Raw genomic sequence first — 15,618 nt, 5'->3', positions numbered from 1 at the left:
ACAAAGCACCGTGGCCAATGTCGAACAGGTTCAGCCACGCAAGGGTCCGTCCCTTGTCGTCCAGGGCGCCATGCTGCTGGTGGTGACGGCCGCCGCCATCGGCATGGGCTGGATGTCCGGCGGTTATCTCAAGGGCGTCGACGCACCGTCATCGGTGCCGGTTGCGCCTGAAAATGAGGGCAAGCCTGTCGAGCCCGCCGCCGCGCGTGAGCCTGGCGCAGGGCCGACGCTCGTGGCGCTGGCGCCGATCACCACCAACATCGCCTCGCCCGCCGACACCTGGATCAGGATGGAAGTATCCGTGGTCTACGACGCGCCGCAGCCGCCGGCGATGGCCGAGGATATCCATCAGGACCTTCTGGCCTTCGTGCGCACGCTGAAGATGCATCAGGTCGAGGGCGCCAGTGGTTACCAGCACCTGAAAGCCGATCTCGAGGAACGCGCCTCGATCCGCAGCCAGGGGCACGCCAAACAGGTTCTCATCAGGACATTGCTGCTCGAATGAAGAAGTTCCTTCTCGCCGCGGCGCTGATCGGCGCCGCCACATCGATCGCGGCGGCGCAGCAGCTGGACCTGGGCGGCATCGGCAAGGCCGACGGCACCACCGTCGGCTACATCATCCAGATGTTCGGCCTGCTGACCGTGCTGTCGGTGGCGCCGGGACTGCTGATCATGGTGACGAGCTTCACCCGCTTCGTCATCGCCTTCTCGATCCTGCGCGCCGGCATCGGCCTGCAGTCGACGCCGGCAAACCTCATCCTGATTTCGCTGTCGCTGTTCATGACCTTCTATGTCATGGCGCCGACCTTCGATCAGGCCTGGAACACCGGCGTCAAGCCGCTGATGGACAACCAGATCAGCCAGACCGAAGCCTTCGAGAAGATCTCGGATCCGTTCCGCACCTTCATGCTGCACAATGTGCGCGACAAGGACTTCGATCTCTTCGCCGACCTCGCCCGCGAACGCGGCCAGGTCGTTGCCAAGGAGACCGTCGACCTGCGCATCCTTGTTCCCGCCTTCATGATCTCCGAGATCAGGCGCGGCTTCGAGATCGGCTTCCTGATCGTGCTGCCCTTCCTGGTCATTGACCTGATCGTCGCCACCATCACCATGGCGATGGGCATGATGATGCTGCCGCCCACTGTGGTGTCGCTTCCGTTCAAGATCCTGTTCTTCGTCCTGATCGACGGCTGGAATCTGCTTGTCGGCAGCCTGGTGCGATCCTTCAACTGATCTCGCCGCATCGGCCCAAGGCGCTGCCCGTAAGAACCGGCAGCGCGCCAGACGTCATCAAAATTCTCCCAAATTATTTTCGATTAACCGTCCGATTTAGTCCTTTGGTAGGGACTCGCCGCCATAGTCGCTCGCAGATGGCGGGTGACCCAAACGCAACGGTCATTGGCATGATGCCGCTCCGTCATACCGGACAATCCGGTATGCCAAAAACACCTGTAAAAACAAGGTACGAGTAGCCATGGCCAGTATCATGACCAACGCCTCGGCGTTGACCGCTCTGCAGAGCTTGAGCGCCACCCAGAAGAACCTCGACACCACCCAGGCCCGCATCTCGACGGGCTATCGCGTTTCCCAGGCTTCCGACAACGCCGCTTACTGGTCGATCGCCACCACGATGCGCTCGGACAACCAGGCTATGTCCACCGTTTCGGACGCACTCGGCCTCGGTGCTTCGAAGGTCGACACCGCCTACACCGGCATGAACAGCGCGATCGACACCATCAACCAGATCAAGACCAAGCTGACCGCTTCCTACGGCCAGACGGATGCCGACAAGGAAAAGACCCAGGTCGAAATCGCTGCGCTTCAGAAGCAGTTGAAGGCCTATGCCGATGGCGCGACCTTCTCCGGCACGAACATGCTCTCGGTGTCCAACGCCACCGGCGCCTCGGCCGACATCAAGGTCGTCTCGGCCTTCAACCGTAGCGCCACCGGTTCGGTTTCGATCTCGACGATCGACGTCAACGTCGAAAGCATCAAGCTTTATGACAGTGGCGCTGCCCCGACCACGAAGGGCATTCTGGACGCGGCCCGCCTCGGCACAACCGGCGCTACCACCGCCACGGCCCAGAACCCGACCCTGGGTGCTGCTCCGGCTGCCGGCGACACCTATTCGGTCGCCACTCTGTCCATCTCCACCGGCGGCGTGGCCGCCAGCGATGCGCAGATCGCCCAGCAGATGAACGTCGTCGACGCCGCGCTCAAGGACATGACGACCGCTGCCACCAAGCTTGGCGCCGCCAAGAGCTCCATCGACCTGCAGAAGACCTTCACGCAGAGCCTGATGGACTCCATCGATCGCGGTGTCGGCCAGCTCGTCGACGCTGACATGAACAAGGAATCGACCCGCCTCCAGGCTCTGCAGGTTCAGCAGCAGCTCGGCGTCCAGGCACTGTCGATCGCCAACGGCTCGTCGCAGTCGATCCTGTCGCTCTTCCGCGGCTGATCGCTCAAACGGCTACATCAAACAAGCGGGCCGCGCCAAAAGCGCGGCCCGTTTTGCGTTTGCTCCAGCCCCGCGCAACCCTCGTTTCTTAACCCTCGAAAGCTAGCCTTTAACAGGCCGTTAACCATAACAAGCTAGTCATGGTTAACCATAGCTTACACCGGATTGGCGAATCGGCCCGGGCGGCACGACGGCAATCGATGGGCGGGCCAGCGGCTCGCGAGGGAAATGCCGGTTTTTGAGAAAGACCGGCCTGGAAAAAAGGAGCGAGTTTCTTGGCGAGCATCATGACAAACGCTGCGGCGTTGACTGCACTTCAAAGCCTCAACGCCACCAACAAATCGCTTGAGCAGACACAGTCCCGGATTTCGACGGGCTACAGGGTCTCCGAGGCCTCTGACAACGCTGCCTACTGGTCGATAGCCACCACCATGCGTTCCGACAACCAGGCGCTTTCGACCGTGCAAGACGCGCTCGGCCTTGGTGCCTCGAAGGTCGATACCGCCTACACCGGCATGAACAACGTCCTGACGACGATCGGCAACCTCAAGACCAAGCTGCTTTCGACCATCGGCCAGACGGATGCCAACAAGGCAAAAACGCAGACCGAAATCACCTCGCTTCAGGCGCAGATGAAGTCGTTTGCCGACGCGGCCACTTTCTCCGGCTCGAACTATCTGTCGGTGACGTCAACGCAGGTCGCTGCCGCCAACGATGGCGTCCAGGCCAACGCCAAGATCGTCTCGTCCTTCAACCGTTCCTCGTCGGGCGCCATCTCGCTCGGAACGATCGACATCGATGTCGAGAGCACCAAGTTGTTCGACAACGGGCTCCCCACCGCCGTCAAGAACCAGGGCATTATCGACCGCAAGACGTCCGTCTACGCGACAGCGGCCGCCCAGAACCTGTACGACACCGCCTATGCGGCTGCGATCGCCGGCGGCGGCACGGACATCGCCGCCAACACCGCTGGCCAGACGGCGGCAGGGGCGGTCGCCAAGGTCGACAACGTCTCCGCCTTCAATCTCGACATCACGGCAGCGGGCGTGACCGACGATATCATCACCCAGATGGTCAACAAGATCGACAAGGTCATGAGCCAGTTGACCGACTCGGCCACCATCCTCGGCGCCGCCAAGAGCTCCATCGACCTGCAGAAGACCTTCACGCAGAGCCTGATGGACTCCATCGACCGCGGCGTCGGCCAGCTCGTCGATGCCGACATGAACAAGGAATCGACCCGCCTGCAGGCGCTGCAGGTGCAGCAGCAGCTCGGCATCCAGTCGCTGTCGATCGCCAACAGCTCGTCGCAGTCGATCCTGTCGCTGTTCAAGAACGGCTAATCCCGCCGTAACTGACAGATACCTGCATCCAATTCACGGGCCGCGCCGCAAGCGCGGTCCGATTTCATTTTCGCACAAGCTTCGAGGGCTAGTGTTCCGGCGGACAATCATGCTGGGAGTCGCTCTATCGTGCCGGAACAGATCCAGAGCATCATCTCTAACCTCCGCGGTTTTGGTGTGAAGCGCCTCGCCATGCTGGCGGGCATCGCCGTTCTGGTGATGGGCGTCATCGGCATCGCCTCGGTTTACCTCAACCGCCCGGCCTACGACACGCTCTATGTCGGCCTCGATCGTTCCGACGTGAACCAGATCGGTCTGGTGCTGGGCGAGGCCGGCATCGGCTTCGACGTCGGCGCCGACGGAACCTCCGTGCTGGTGCCGGCCGGCACCACGGCGCAGGCGCGCATGCTGCTCGCCGAAAAGGGTCTGCCGACCAGCGCCAATGCCGGCTACGAGCTGTTCGACAATGTCGGCGCGATGGGCCTGACCTCGTTCATGCAGCAGATCACCCGGGTGCGCGCGCTCGAAGGCGAGATCGCCCGCACCATCCAGTCGATATCAGGCATCAAGGCGGCGCGCGTCCACATCGTCATGTCCGAGCGCGCCAATTTCCGCCGCGACGAACAGCAGCCCTCGGCCTCGGTCGTCATCCGCTATGCCGGCATCGATGCCGAGAAAAGTGCCCAGTCGATCCGCCATCTCGTCGCCGCCGCCGTCCCCGGCCTGTCGGCCGACAAGGTGACGGTGCTCGATTCCAACGGCAATATGCTGGCCGCCGGCGACGATCCCTCCAACACCAGCGCCGCCCGCACGCTCGGCGTCGAGCAGACCGTGGAGGCGCAGATCGGCGACAACATCCGCCGCGCGCTCACCGCCTATCTCGGGCCCGACAATTTCCGCGCCAGCGTCAAGGCCGACGTCAACACCGACACCCGCCAGACCGAAGAGACGATCTTCGATCCCAATTCCCGCGTCGAGCGCTCCGTGCAGTCGGTGCGCGCCAATGAAAACAGCAACCAGAAGCAGGCTTCGACCCCGGCCAGCGTCGAGCAGAACCTGCCGGAGACTCAGGCGACCAGCACCGAGGGTCCGCAGACCTCTTCGGCCAACGACCGCAAGGAAGAGATCACCAACTACGAGATCAACTCTAAGAAGGTCGCCACCGTCTCCAACGGCTATACCGTCACCAAGATGTCGATCGCCGTCGTCGTCAACCAGGATCGGCTGAAAGCGATCCTGGGCAAGGACGCCACCCCCGAGCAGATCGCCAAGCGCGTCGCCGAGATCCAGAAGATGGTCAGTTCCGCCACCGGCTTCGATGACAAGCGGGGCGATGTCATCGACGTCTCGGCGGTCGAATTCATCGACGGGCTGGACGGCGAGGCGATCCCGCAGGCTGGAATGCTGGACTCCGTCGGCCAGCACGCCGGCACGCTGATCAACGCCGGCGCCTTCATCGTCGTCGTCTTCCTGGTGGCCTTCTTCGGCCTGCGGCCGATGGCGGCGGCGCTGACGGCAAAGGCGACGCCCGCTTTGTCGGGTCCAAATTTCGATGAAGTCCAGCGTTCGCTGCCGACACCGGAGGCAGCCGCTTCCGCCGATGCTGGTGCCGCCATGGGCGCCTTGCCCAACTCGCGGCCTGGCACCAATGCGCTCGACGATCTTCGCCAGAAGATCAGGCCAGCGCCACAGGAGCGGCTTGCCCGCATGGTCGACCTCAATGAGGAGCGCACCGCGCAGATCCTGCGCAAATGGGCGGCCCAGGAAGTCGCGGCGTAAACCATGGCCTCCGCAGCCCTTTTCGATCTTCTCCCTGATTTCGGTACGCGTGCGCCGCGCGTCAGCCAGCCTCAGGCCACGTCCGAACACAGACCGGAAGCACCCGCACCGAAGGCCGATATCGGCACGTTGATCGCCGAGGCGGTTGCCCAGGCGGAGGCAACGCTGGCGGAACGGCTTGTCGCTGCCCATGACGCAGCCTTGGAAGCGGAGCGCCAGGCGAATGCCGAGGAAGCCAGGGTTTTCCTCGAAAGCTTCGGCGGCGATATCGGCAAGGCGGTCTCGCTGCGCATCGATGCCATGGAGACGCGCGTGACGGACCTCGTCGCCGCCACGGTCGCCCGCATCATCGGCGGCGTTGTCAGCGACGATCTGCAGAAGCGCTCGCTCGAGGCGCTTGCCGGCGCGGTTCGCGAAGCCGTTGGCGATGGCGAAGCGGTGCGCATCGCGGTGCGCGGACCGCTGTCTATGTTCGAACCGCTGAAGGCATCGCTTGGGCCACGCATAACAAATCTCGATTTCATCGAGGCGCCCGGCTTCGACCTGACGGTGACCATTGACGAGGCCGTGTTCGAAACACGCATGGCCGAATGGGCGGTAACCCTTTCCGAGGTCTTGTCATGAGTGTCGCCGAAGCCGATCACGGCAGGCACGAGATCATCATCGTGCGGCGGGCTCATGACGACCACGACGAGGCCCATCATGGCGGAGTCTGGAAGATCGCTTTCGCCGACTTCATGACCGCCATGATGTGCTTCTTCCTGGTGATGTGGCTGATCAACGCCGCCAACGAACAGACCAAGGCGGCCGTCGCCAGCTACTTCAACCCGGTAAAACTGGTCGACCGCAATTCGAGCCGCAAAGGCCTGGAGGACCTTGGCGACGGGCCGAACGCGATCGGCACGACTGCCCCAAACCCGCAACAGGTGACAGCCAAGGCGGGCCAAGGTGGCGCTGGCGAGGCGGGTTCTTCTGATCGCAAGCAGGACAAGCAAGAGCCGCAGAAGCCGCAACAATCAGACGATCATCTGTTCGCCGACCCTTACGCCGTGCTCTCCGAAATCGCCACCGACACCGGCGTCATGCAGAATGTCAGCCAGAAGGGCGATGGCGGCGCGCAGAGCGCCGGTCCGGCGACGGGTGCATCGGGCGGCGCGTCCTACCGCGATCCCTTCGAGCCCGATTTCTGGTCGCAGCAGGTCGCTACGCCCGCCGCCGAGGCGAGTGCGCAGCGCCCCAAGATAGAGGGCGACCCGCTCAAATCAGGCGACAAGGCCGCGGAAACGCAGGTCGCCAAGGTCAAGGCCGTGCCGCCGGCTCCGCCCGTCAAGGACGCACCGCTCGAGCCCCTGGCCGGAGATGGCAAGGACGCCGCAGCAGCGATGGCCAAGGTCGGCGAAACCAAAGCCAGCAACGCCAAGGCCGGTGATGCCAAGGCTGGAGACAGCAAGGCCGTGGCCGCAGCCAAGGCGGAAGCCGCAGCCGCCGCGCAAGAGACAACCCCGCCTGAAGCCGCCGAAAAGCCGCCGACCGCCGCTGCGGTGAAGGCCGCGGCCGACGTCAAGCAGCAGCTGGCCGATGCCTTCAAGCCCGGCGACAAGCTGCATGACGGCGTCTCGGTCGAAGCCACCGACAAGGGCGTCGTCATTTCGATCACCGATCAGCTCGACTTCGGCATGTTCGAAGTCGGATCGGCGGTGCCGAGTCGCGAACTGGTGCTGGCGATGGAGAAGATCGGCCGCATCGTCAACAGCCAGAAGGGCACCATCAGCATCAACGGCCACACCGACGCGCGGCCCTTCCGCAGCGCCAGCTACGACAATTGGCGGCTGTCGACGGCGCGCGCGCATTCCGCCTACTACATGCTCGTGCGCGGCGGCGTCGACGAACGCCGCATCACCGAGGTCGCCGGCTTCGCCGACCGTCAGCCGAAGGATCCGGCCGACCCCCTGTCGGCGGCCAACCGCCGCATCGAGATCCTGATGGCGACCGGCGGATGATGCGGGCGACCGTCACCAGCCGGCTGATGGGCCTGTTGCTGATGGCAGCCGGCTATCCGTCGGCCGGCTTTGCTCAGGATACGCTGCAGCCTTACCAGCTGGTGCGCTCGCTGCAGCTTGTCCAGGACCGCATCGCCGCCGGCGATCACGCCGCGATGCCGATGCAGGCCAAGCTGCTCGAGATGACCGATACGCGCCTGCGCGAAGCGGATGCGCAGGACTTCAAGGACCCCAAGAATTTTCGCGCGCTCCTGGTCTACGGCATGAGCGGCGGCAATCCGGTGACCGTCGAGGCAGCCGTGTCGCGTGCCGCCACGGATCCGGCGAACCTCGCCATCGCCAAGGGTGTGATCGACTATCTGAACGGCCGGCCAGGCCAGGCTATCGAAGCCCTCAGGCCGATCGATCCGATGACCCTGCCCGCCGATCTCGGCGCATTCCTTGCCCTGGTCAAAGGTTCGCTAATGGCGACGGACGACCCGGCGGCGGCGTTGACGCTGCTCGACGAGGCCAAGCTGCTTAGCCCTGGCACGCTGGTCGAGGAGTCGGCACTGCGGCGCTCGGTCGGCATTGCGGTGACGCAAGGCGATGCGGCGCGCTTCGCGCTCGCCTCCACCCAGTATGTCGAGCGCTACCTCTATTCGCCCTATGCCAGCCAGTTCGCCGATTCCTTCGTCTCCGGCGTCATCACGCTGCACATGTCGATCAGCCAGGACAAGCTGGCCGATATCACCGCGATGATGGATCCTGAGCGCGAGAAGGTGATCTATCTGCGCATCGCCCGCCGCGCCGCGATCGATGGCCTCAGCGAATTGTCGGCCTTTGCCTCGGCACGGGCCGAGCAGAGCCGCGACGGCAACACCAATCGGGGCGATCCGCGCGCCCTGCTCTATTCCAGCCTGTCGACCGTGACTTCGGACACGACCGAGGATGTGCGCGCCAAGCTCGGCAAGATCGACCGCAGCAAGCTGTCGGACGGTGATCGTGCCCTGCTCGACGCCGCGCAAGCGATCGCCGGTGAAATGGTGGCGCCGCCTGCCTCCGCTCCAGCCGCAAGCCCGGCGCCTGCATCCGCTGCATCGCAGTCCAAACCTGAAGTCGCCGCCATGCAGGCCGCCGACGAGGCCGGATTGCCGCCTGTCGAGGGCGCCGTCTCCGAACAGCCCGCCGCCCCGCCGTCCGGCGGAACAGTACCCTCTGCACCGAACGCATCGGCGCCTTCAGCCGATGCGGCAACGGTCCTGCCGGCATCAGCGCCGGCAGATTCTGCCGCTCCCGACACGACCGATCCGACCGACGCCGCCATGATGAAAACCCGTCGACAGCTCGACCTGATCGACCAGATGCTTGGAGCCGCCCCGAAATGACCCCCAGCCTCGGCCCGGCCTTGCCAGGATTTACCGCCGCGCGCACGGCGGAGCAGCCGGCCGCGCCCGGAAAGAAGGATGATTCCGGTTTCGGCAAAATGGTGCACGGCGGCGCAAGCCAGGCGGAAAAGCAGCCGTCGGCCGAGGCCGGGACGCGCGACCCGCGCTGGAGCAAACTTGCCGCCGACCTTGCGGCACAGACAGGCGAGGACGAACCGATGCCGTCCGGCAAGGTGAAGACCACGCCGACCGGATTGACGGCTGCGAAATCCGCAAAAGACGGCAAGGCTGTCGAGGCGGACAAGGACGCCGATACCGAAACGCCGGCGACCGACGCCGGCGCGACGCCGCTCGACGACCACCTGCCTCTGCTGATGGCGTTTCATGATCTGCGCCATTTCTCGACATCGGCCAAGTCAGCCGACGCAGGCGAAGCCGGACAGCAACCGGCGCTCGGCGGCCAGCTCTTGCCGAAGGCCTATCGGGCGACATCGGCCGCCGGGCATGACGACCTCGAACCGATGTCTAAACCAGAGCTGGTGTCGCTCGTCGACGGCCCGCTGACGAAGCTCGAGTCCGTCCGCGATGCCGGCGCTGGCGCGCCGCGGCGTGACAATGCAATCGCTGCCAGCGCGCTGCCCGACACGGCAACCGCCGAGGTGCCGGGCGTTGAGCCGAAGCAGGCGGCGCCGCAGCTGAAGTCCATCGCCGACGTCCAGTCCTCGTTGCGGTCGGAGCCGGGAAAACAGCCCTCGGCGCAGGCGCGCGTCGACGTGGTTTCCGAGCGCAGCTTCCCTGCCCCGCCGCAAGCGCCGGTGAGCCAGGCAGCGCTCAACGTAATCAACGCCGTAGCGGCCGATGTTGGCACGAAGCAAGCGTCTTCGACAGCCTCCGCCAGCACTCAGCTGGCCAGTTCTGTTGCAGTTCCGACACATGTGTTGAAGATCGAACTTCACCCGGCCGAACTGGGCATGGTCACGGCCCATCTTCGCCTCTCCGGAGAACAACTCTCGATTGAATTGAAGCCCGAAACACACGACGCCTACCGCCGGCTTTCCAGCGACAGCGAGGCAATCGTCAAGTCGCTGCGCGGGCTGGGCTTCGAGGTTGATAAGGTCACCATCATGCAACCGTCAGTGGCCGTTCCGGCTACGACCCGGGCGGATGCAACCGCTTCGCTCACCGCAGCACCTGGCCGCGACCAGTCCTCGTTCCAGCCCGGAAACTCCAGTGGCGGCAACAGCGGCGCCGGCGGCCAGCAACCGGGCCAGCAGTCCGCAAGGGGTAACCATGATGACGCGCAAGCACTCGGCCGCACCGCTTCGCCATCTCGCGAGCGCGCTGGCGGCGATATGTTTATCTAGCCTCGCGAACGCCGCCCTCGCCGCCACCAATCCCTGCGAGCCCGAGATCCTGCGCGCCGCCGACCGCTACGGCGTGCCCGCCGGCATCCTCTATGCCGTCGGCCTGACCGAGACCGGCAACAAAGGCAGTCTTCAACCTAATGCATTGAATATAGAAGGAAAAGCGGTCTTCCCAAGGAGCCGGGCCGAAGCGCTTGCCACCTTCGCCAATGCGCAGCGCGAGGGCAAGACGCTGATCGATCTCGGCTGCATGCAGATCAACCATCACTATCATTCCTCGCATTTCCGCAGTGTCGAGGACATGCTCGATCCGCGCCAGAACGTCGACTACGCGGCGCGTTTCCTGGCCAGTCTCCATGCCCGCCACGAAACCTGGTCGATGGCCGTCGCCCGCTATCATGCCGGTCCCGACAACGACCCGGCGCAGAAGGTTTATGTCTGCCGGGTGATCGCCAATATGGTTGCCACCGGTTTTGGCAAATGGACGACCAACGCCCGCTCCTTCTGCAACCCGTAAGCGCATTTTCTGCTTCCAATACGCCAGTCGCACAGCTCTTGGGTTGCGGTTTTGACTTGCCCAGAACTTCCCGCCGCAAGCATATCTGGCAGCACGCTAATGCAACCGGTGCGATTCCAGACTCCCAAGAAACTAGTTACAAGAAATGACGGTTGTTCAGGTTTCCCGCCAGCGGTTACGCCTTTCCCCACGGGGCAGATGTGCTGATTCGGAAGGCGGGGCCGATGATCGTGATCGTTGACGAGCGAGAGCTCGTAACTGAGGGATACAATTCACTTTTTGATCGTGAAGGCGTCGCCTGTGCAGGCTTCGCGCCCGGCGAATTCGGCGAGTGGGTGAACTCGGCCGCCGACACCGACCTGCGTTCGGTACGGGCCTTCCTGATCGGCGACTGCCGCGACGGCGCCATCTCTCCACGCCAGATCCGCGACCGCACCGGCGCTCCGGTCATTGCGCTCAGCGAGCAGCATTCGCTGGAAAACACGCTGCGGTTGTTCGAGAGCGGCGTCGACGACGTCATCCGCAAGCCCGTCCACATCAGAGAGATCCTGGCCCGCATAACCGCCATCCGCCGTCGTGCCCATGAGGATGTCGCCTACACCGAGATCGGCGCCATGCGCATCTTCATGGACGGCCGCGACCCCGAGATCGACGGCCAGCCGCTACCCTTGCCGCGCCGCGAGCGCCGCATCCTCGAATACCTGGCGAGCAACCGCGGCCGCCGTGTCACCAAGACCCAGGTCTTCAACGCCATCTACGGCATCTTCGACGAAGAGGTCGAGGAGAACGTCGTCGAAAGCCACATCAGCAAATTGCGCAAGAAGCTGCGCGAGAAGCTGGGCACCGACCCCATCGATTCCAAACGCTTCCTCGGCTACCGGCTGGTGTTCTGATGCCGCGCCGCGCCAGCTTCGCGCAAGACAGGACGCGTAGCCTCAAAGCCAGTGGCATGGACATAGCGGAGACGTTTCGATGAGCCTCTACGGAATGATGCGGACCGGCGTTTCCGGCATGAACGCACAGGCCAATCGCCTGTCGACGACAGCCGACAACATCGCCAATTCCGATACCACCGGTTACAAGCGGTCCTCCGCCGAATTTTCGACGCTGATCATGCCGTCGACGGGCGGCGCCTACAATTCCGGTGGCGTCACCACGACGATCCGGCAGGCGGTCAGCGATCCGGGCGTGCTTCAGTACACGACCTCGGTTTCCGATCTTGCCGTCAGCGGCGATGGTTTCTTCGTTGTCCAGGATCCGAGCGGCACACCTTTCCTGACCCGCGCCGGCGCCTTCGTTCCCGATGCACAGGGCAGGCTGGTCAATGCTGCCGGCTTCCAGCTGATGGCCTACAGCTACGCCAATGGCACGCCGGCGGCGACGGTGAACGGCTTCGAAGGCCTGGAGCCGGTTGTCATCTCCGACCAGGGACTGACCGCAACCCCGAGCACCACGGGTAGTTTCAGCGGCAATCTGCCGGCAGGTGCGACTCCGGTCGTCGCCGCCAACCTGCCTGGCGCCAACGCCGCCACCGCGCAGTACACCTCGAAATCGTCGATGGTCGCCTATGACAATCTCGGCAACAAGAAGCTGCTCGACGTCTATTTCACCAACACCGGCACCGGCACCTGGCAGGTGGCGGTTTTCGATCAGTCGAAGGCGACGCCTGGAACATCGTTCCCCTACACCGGCGGCGCACTCGGCACGGCCAACCTGACCTTCGACACCACCACCGGCAAGCTTACTGGTACCCCTACCGACGTTTCATTCACCGTGCCGGGCGGCGCCAGCCTCGATCTCGATCTGTCGACACTGACCCAGCTCGGCACCGGCTTCACCGTTAGCGACGCTCAGGTCAACGGCAACGCGCCGAGCACCATCGACAAGGTGCAGATCAGCAAGGATGGCACCATCTACGCCCAGTACAAGGACGGCTCCACCAAGCCGCTCTACAAGATTCCGCTGGCCGACGTGCAGAGCCCCGACCAGCTCAAGGCGCTGCCGGGCAATGTCTACGCGCAGGGCACCGATTCCGGTGCGATCCGCGTCGGTTTTGCCAATGAAGGCAAGCTCGGCTCGATCATCTCCGGCGCGCTGGAAAATTCCAACGTCGATATCGCCGAGGAATTGACCGACATGATCGCGGCGCAGCGCAGCTACACCGCCAATTCGAAAGTCTTCCAGACCGGTTCCGACCTGATGGACGTCCTTGTCAACCTGAAGAGATAAAACCGGGCGTGGCCCGTGAAAGACCAGCATGTCGTTATCTTCCGCATTGAGCATCGCCCAATCGGCGCTTATGAGTACCGCGCGCCAGACCAGCGTCGTTACACGCAACGTCTCGGACGCCTCCAATCCGGACTATACGCGCCGCATCGCCGTCGTCACCAGCACGGCGCCCGGCGCGCGTTCGGTTGATATCCAACGCGCAACCAACGACCTGCTCTTCCGGCAGAATCTCGGCGCCCTGTCGGCGTATAGCGGCCAGAACGCACTCTACAGCGGCATGGATCAGCTGGACGTGTCGGTCAACGGTGTCGACAACGCCTCCTCGCCCTCGACGGCAATAGCCAATCTGCAGCAGCAGCTGCAGCTCTATGCCACCTCGCCGTCCAACCAGAATCTCGGCTCCAGCGTCATCGACGCGGCCAGGCAGGTCGTGCGTTCCCTGAATGAAGGCTCGCAGGCCATTCAGGATTTCCGCACCCAGACCGACGGCCAGATCGACACGGCGGTCAAAGACCTCAACTCGCTGCTCAGCCAGTTCCAGGACGCCAACCAGGCGGTCATTTCCGGATCCCGTTCCGGCACCGATGTTTCCGATGCGCTCGACCAGCGCGACGCACTGCTGAAGAAGATTTCGGACTATGTTCCGATCTCCACCTTCACGCGCGGCGACAACGACATGGTCATCACCACGGGTGACGGTACCACGCTGTTCGAGACGATACCGCGCACGGTGAGCTTCACGCCATCGGCCGGCTATGCCGCCGGAAGCCCCGGCAACACCGTCTATATCGACAATGTGCCGGTCTCGGCGGGAAGCGGCGGCAACACCAGCGCCAGCGGCAAGCTTGCCGGCCTGCTGCAGTTGCGCGACGGCGTCGCCTCGACCATGCAGGGCCAGCTCGACGAAACCGCGCGCGGCCTGATCACGGCCTTTGCCGAGACCGCGCCCTCGATGCCCAACGCCGCCGGCCTGTTCACCTGGTCCGGCGCACCGGCGGTGCCGGCCGCGGGCACGCTGATCAATGGCCTGGCCGGCACGATCAGCATCAATGCGGCGATGGATCCGAGCGCCGGCGGCAATCCGACATTGCTGCGCGACGGCGGCGCCAACGGCGCTGCCTATGTCGCCAACACCACAGGTGGCGCTTCCTATTCCAACCTTCTGGTTGCCTATGGCGACCGGCTCGACCAGCCGATGACGTTCGACCCCGCCGCTGGGATTTCGGCAACGTCCAGTGTTTCCGACTACGCCGCCAATTCGATCGGCTGGCTCCAGGGCATGCGCCAGCAAGCCTCGACCGCCGCCGACGCGAAGGAGGCGCTGGCACAGCGCAGCTCCGAGGCGCTGTCCAATGCGACCGGCGTCAATGTCGACCAGGAAATGTCGCTGATGCTCGACCTCGAACACACCTATCAGGCATCGGCCCGCATGATGAAGACCGTCGACGACATGATGACGGCGCTGTTGAACGCGGTGGGATAATCCATGACCTCAGTCTCCTCGGCCGCCCTCTCCAACGCCCTGCGCTATCAACAGATGCGCATGCAGGCCGATCTCGTCAAAGCGACGAAGGAATCCTCGACCGGCAAGGTCGCCGATGTCGGCCTGGCACTGGGCGGACGCACCGCCCAGTCCGTCACCTTTTCGCGTGACCTCGACCGGCTCAACGTGATCGTCGATTCCAACGGGCTGGTCGCCGCAAGGCTTTCGTCGACGCAGACGTCGCTCGGTCAGCTCTCCGGCGTGGCGCAGACCTTCCTGTCCAGCCTGACCACAGCATCGTCGGGCGACAACTCCGACAGCCTGACCCAATCCACCGGCCAGACGACGATCCAGCAGCTTACCTCGATCCTCAACACCAGCGTCAACGGCGAATATTTGTTTGCCGGCACGAACACCGACGTCAAGCCGATCAACGATTTCACCGCCGCCGGCTCACCGGCCAAGGCCGCCTTCGACGCCTCCTTCGTCGCCAAATTCGGCTTCACGCCCAGTGATCCCGCCGCAGCCAACATCACCGCCGCCCAGATGGACGATTTCATCACCAACGATGTCACGCCGCAGTTCCTCGGCGCCGGCTGGCAGACCAACATGTCGAACGCCACCGACCAGCAGATCGTCAGCCGCATCGCGCTCAATGAAACCACCGAGACCTCGACCAGCGCCAACAGCGACGGCATCAAGAAGCTCGCAATGGCCGCCGCGATAGTCTCCAGTCTGATGTCCACCAACATCAGCCAGGCGGCGAAGGACAGCATCGTCAGCCACTCGCAGACACTGGTCGGCGAGGCTTTGAGCGGCATCGCCCAGGTCCAGTCGGAGACCGGTATCGTGCAGAAGCGCGTCTCCGATGCCAGCGACCGCATGAAGACGCAGATCGACCTGTTCGAACGCCATATCCTCGATCTCGAAGCCGTCGACCCGGCCACGGCCGCCACCAAAGTCGCCGACCTGACGCAGCATATCGAGACGTCCTTCGCTCTGACAGCACGCCTGCAGCAGCTCAGCCTGTTGAATTACCTGACCTGATAACTCCTACGGAACGGTAGAGCCGACG

Annotated in this window: 14 protein-coding genes; all 14 read left to right on the top strand. The window is 64.0% G+C overall.

Features of this window, described 5'->3' with window-relative positions; translation table 11 throughout:
• Positions 1-10: 10 nt before the first annotated feature.
• The 14 genes from AC1D05_RS16050 to AC1D05_RS15985 all read left to right on the top strand — a co-directional run bounded on the left by AC1D05_RS16050 (position 11) and on the right by AC1D05_RS15985 (position 15,590).
• Positions 11-505: a flagellar basal body-associated FliL family protein gene (locus AC1D05_RS16050; protein ID WP_477441957.1), complete on the top strand. Its 495-nt coding sequence runs from the start codon at positions 11-13 to the stop codon at positions 503-505.
• Positions 502-1,233 (top strand): flagellar type III secretion system pore protein FliP, encoded by a 732-nt coding sequence (gene fliP / locus AC1D05_RS16045; protein WP_027045485.1) that lies wholly within the window; start codon positions 502-504, stop codon positions 1,231-1,233. The genes AC1D05_RS16050 and fliP overlap by 4 nt, the downstream gene beginning before the upstream one ends.
• A gap of 241 nt (positions 1,234-1,474) precedes the next feature.
• The gene (locus tag AC1D05_RS16040) at positions 1,475-2,461 is read left to right on the top strand and encodes a flagellin N-terminal helical domain-containing protein (RefSeq protein WP_477441955.1); all 987 of its coding nucleotides are present in this window, start codon (positions 1,475-1,477) and stop codon (positions 2,459-2,461) included.
• 275 nt (positions 2,462-2,736) lie between these two features.
• Positions 2,737-3,804, top strand: a complete 1,068-nt coding sequence (locus AC1D05_RS16035) for a flagellin N-terminal helical domain-containing protein (protein ID WP_477441953.1) — start codon at positions 2,737-2,739, stop codon at positions 3,802-3,804.
• A 129-nt stretch (positions 3,805-3,933) separates the two neighbouring features.
• Positions 3,934-5,583 carry a flagellar basal-body MS-ring/collar protein FliF gene (fliF, locus tag AC1D05_RS16030; RefSeq protein WP_477441952.1) on the top strand — a complete coding sequence of 550 codons (1,650 nt, stop codon included), beginning with the start codon at positions 3,934-3,936 and terminating at the stop codon, positions 5,581-5,583.
• A gap of 3 nt (positions 5,584-5,586) precedes the next feature.
• Complete coding sequence (locus AC1D05_RS16025; protein WP_477441950.1) at positions 5,587-6,207, top strand: hypothetical protein; 621 nt, start codon at positions 5,587-5,589, stop codon at positions 6,205-6,207.
• Positions 6,204-7,583 (top strand): MotB family protein, encoded by a 1,380-nt coding sequence (locus AC1D05_RS16020; RefSeq protein WP_477441948.1) that lies wholly within the window; start codon positions 6,204-6,206, stop codon positions 7,581-7,583. The genes AC1D05_RS16025 and AC1D05_RS16020 overlap by 4 nt, the downstream gene beginning before the upstream one ends.
• A complete protein-coding gene (locus AC1D05_RS16015) occupies positions 7,580-8,950 on the top strand; it encodes a chemotaxis protein MotC (RefSeq protein WP_477441946.1) in 1,371 nt (456 codons plus the stop codon). The genes AC1D05_RS16020 and AC1D05_RS16015 overlap by 4 nt, the downstream gene beginning before the upstream one ends.
• Entirely contained in the window at positions 8,947-10,314 is a 1,368-nt protein-coding gene (fliK, locus tag AC1D05_RS16010) for a flagellar hook-length control protein FliK (RefSeq protein ID WP_477441944.1), read from the top strand. Before AC1D05_RS16015 ends, fliK begins: the two co-directional genes overlap by 4 nt.
• Complete coding sequence (locus tag AC1D05_RS16005; protein WP_477442080.1) at positions 10,244-10,831, top strand: transglycosylase SLT domain-containing protein; 588 nt, start codon at positions 10,244-10,246, stop codon at positions 10,829-10,831. Before fliK ends, AC1D05_RS16005 begins: the two co-directional genes overlap by 71 nt.
• 224 nt (positions 10,832-11,055) lie before the next feature.
• Positions 11,056-11,724 (top strand): response regulator transcription factor, encoded by a 669-nt coding sequence (locus tag AC1D05_RS16000; protein ID WP_010911291.1) that lies wholly within the window; start codon positions 11,056-11,058, stop codon positions 11,722-11,724.
• Positions 11,725-11,803: 79 nt separating this feature from the next.
• Positions 11,804-13,060 (top strand): flagellar hook protein FlgE, encoded by a 1,257-nt coding sequence (locus AC1D05_RS15995; protein WP_477441942.1) that lies wholly within the window; start codon positions 11,804-11,806, stop codon positions 13,058-13,060.
• A 28-nt stretch (positions 13,061-13,088) separates the two neighbouring features.
• A complete protein-coding gene (flgK, locus tag AC1D05_RS15990; protein ID WP_477441941.1) occupies positions 13,089-14,543 on the top strand; it encodes a flagellar hook-associated protein FlgK in 1,455 nt (484 codons plus the stop codon).
• A gap of 3 nt (positions 14,544-14,546) precedes the next feature.
• A complete protein-coding gene (locus AC1D05_RS15985; protein WP_477441939.1) occupies positions 14,547-15,590 on the top strand; it encodes a flagellar hook-associated family protein in 1,044 nt (347 codons plus the stop codon).
• The last annotated feature ends 28 nt before the right edge of the window (positions 15,591-15,618 follow it).

This window comes from Mesorhizobium sp. P2_E9, from assembly GCF_056403815.1.
The sequence above is the reverse complement of the archived record's forward strand: the minus strand, read 5'-3'. Positions and strand labels throughout refer to the sequence as shown.

Coding starts and splice junctions, on each gene's coding strand:
- fliP (WP_027045485.1), top strand. CDS start 502: ATGAAGAAGTTCCTTCTCGCCGCGGCGCTGATCGGCGCCGCCACATCG.
- AC1D05_RS16040 (WP_477441955.1), top strand. CDS start 1,475: ATGGCCAGTATCATGACCAACGCCTCGGCGTTGACCGCTCTGCAGAGC.
- AC1D05_RS16025 (WP_477441950.1), top strand. CDS start 5,587: ATGGCCTCCGCAGCCCTTTTCGATCTTCTCCCTGATTTCGGTACGCGT.
- AC1D05_RS16020 (WP_477441948.1), top strand. CDS start 6,204: ATGAGTGTCGCCGAAGCCGATCACGGCAGGCACGAGATCATCATCGTG.
- AC1D05_RS16015 (WP_477441946.1), top strand. CDS start 7,580: ATGATGCGGGCGACCGTCACCAGCCGGCTGATGGGCCTGTTGCTGATG.
- fliK (WP_477441944.1), top strand. CDS start 8,947: ATGACCCCCAGCCTCGGCCCGGCCTTGCCAGGATTTACCGCCGCGCGC.
- AC1D05_RS16005 (WP_477442080.1), top strand. CDS start 10,244: ATGACGCGCAAGCACTCGGCCGCACCGCTTCGCCATCTCGCGAGCGCG.
- AC1D05_RS16000 (WP_010911291.1), top strand. CDS start 11,056: ATGATCGTGATCGTTGACGAGCGAGAGCTCGTAACTGAGGGATACAAT.
- AC1D05_RS15995 (WP_477441942.1), top strand. CDS start 11,804: ATGAGCCTCTACGGAATGATGCGGACCGGCGTTTCCGGCATGAACGCA.
- flgK (WP_477441941.1), top strand. CDS start 13,089: ATGTCGTTATCTTCCGCATTGAGCATCGCCCAATCGGCGCTTATGAGT.
- AC1D05_RS15985 (WP_477441939.1), top strand. CDS start 14,547: ATGACCTCAGTCTCCTCGGCCGCCCTCTCCAACGCCCTGCGCTATCAA.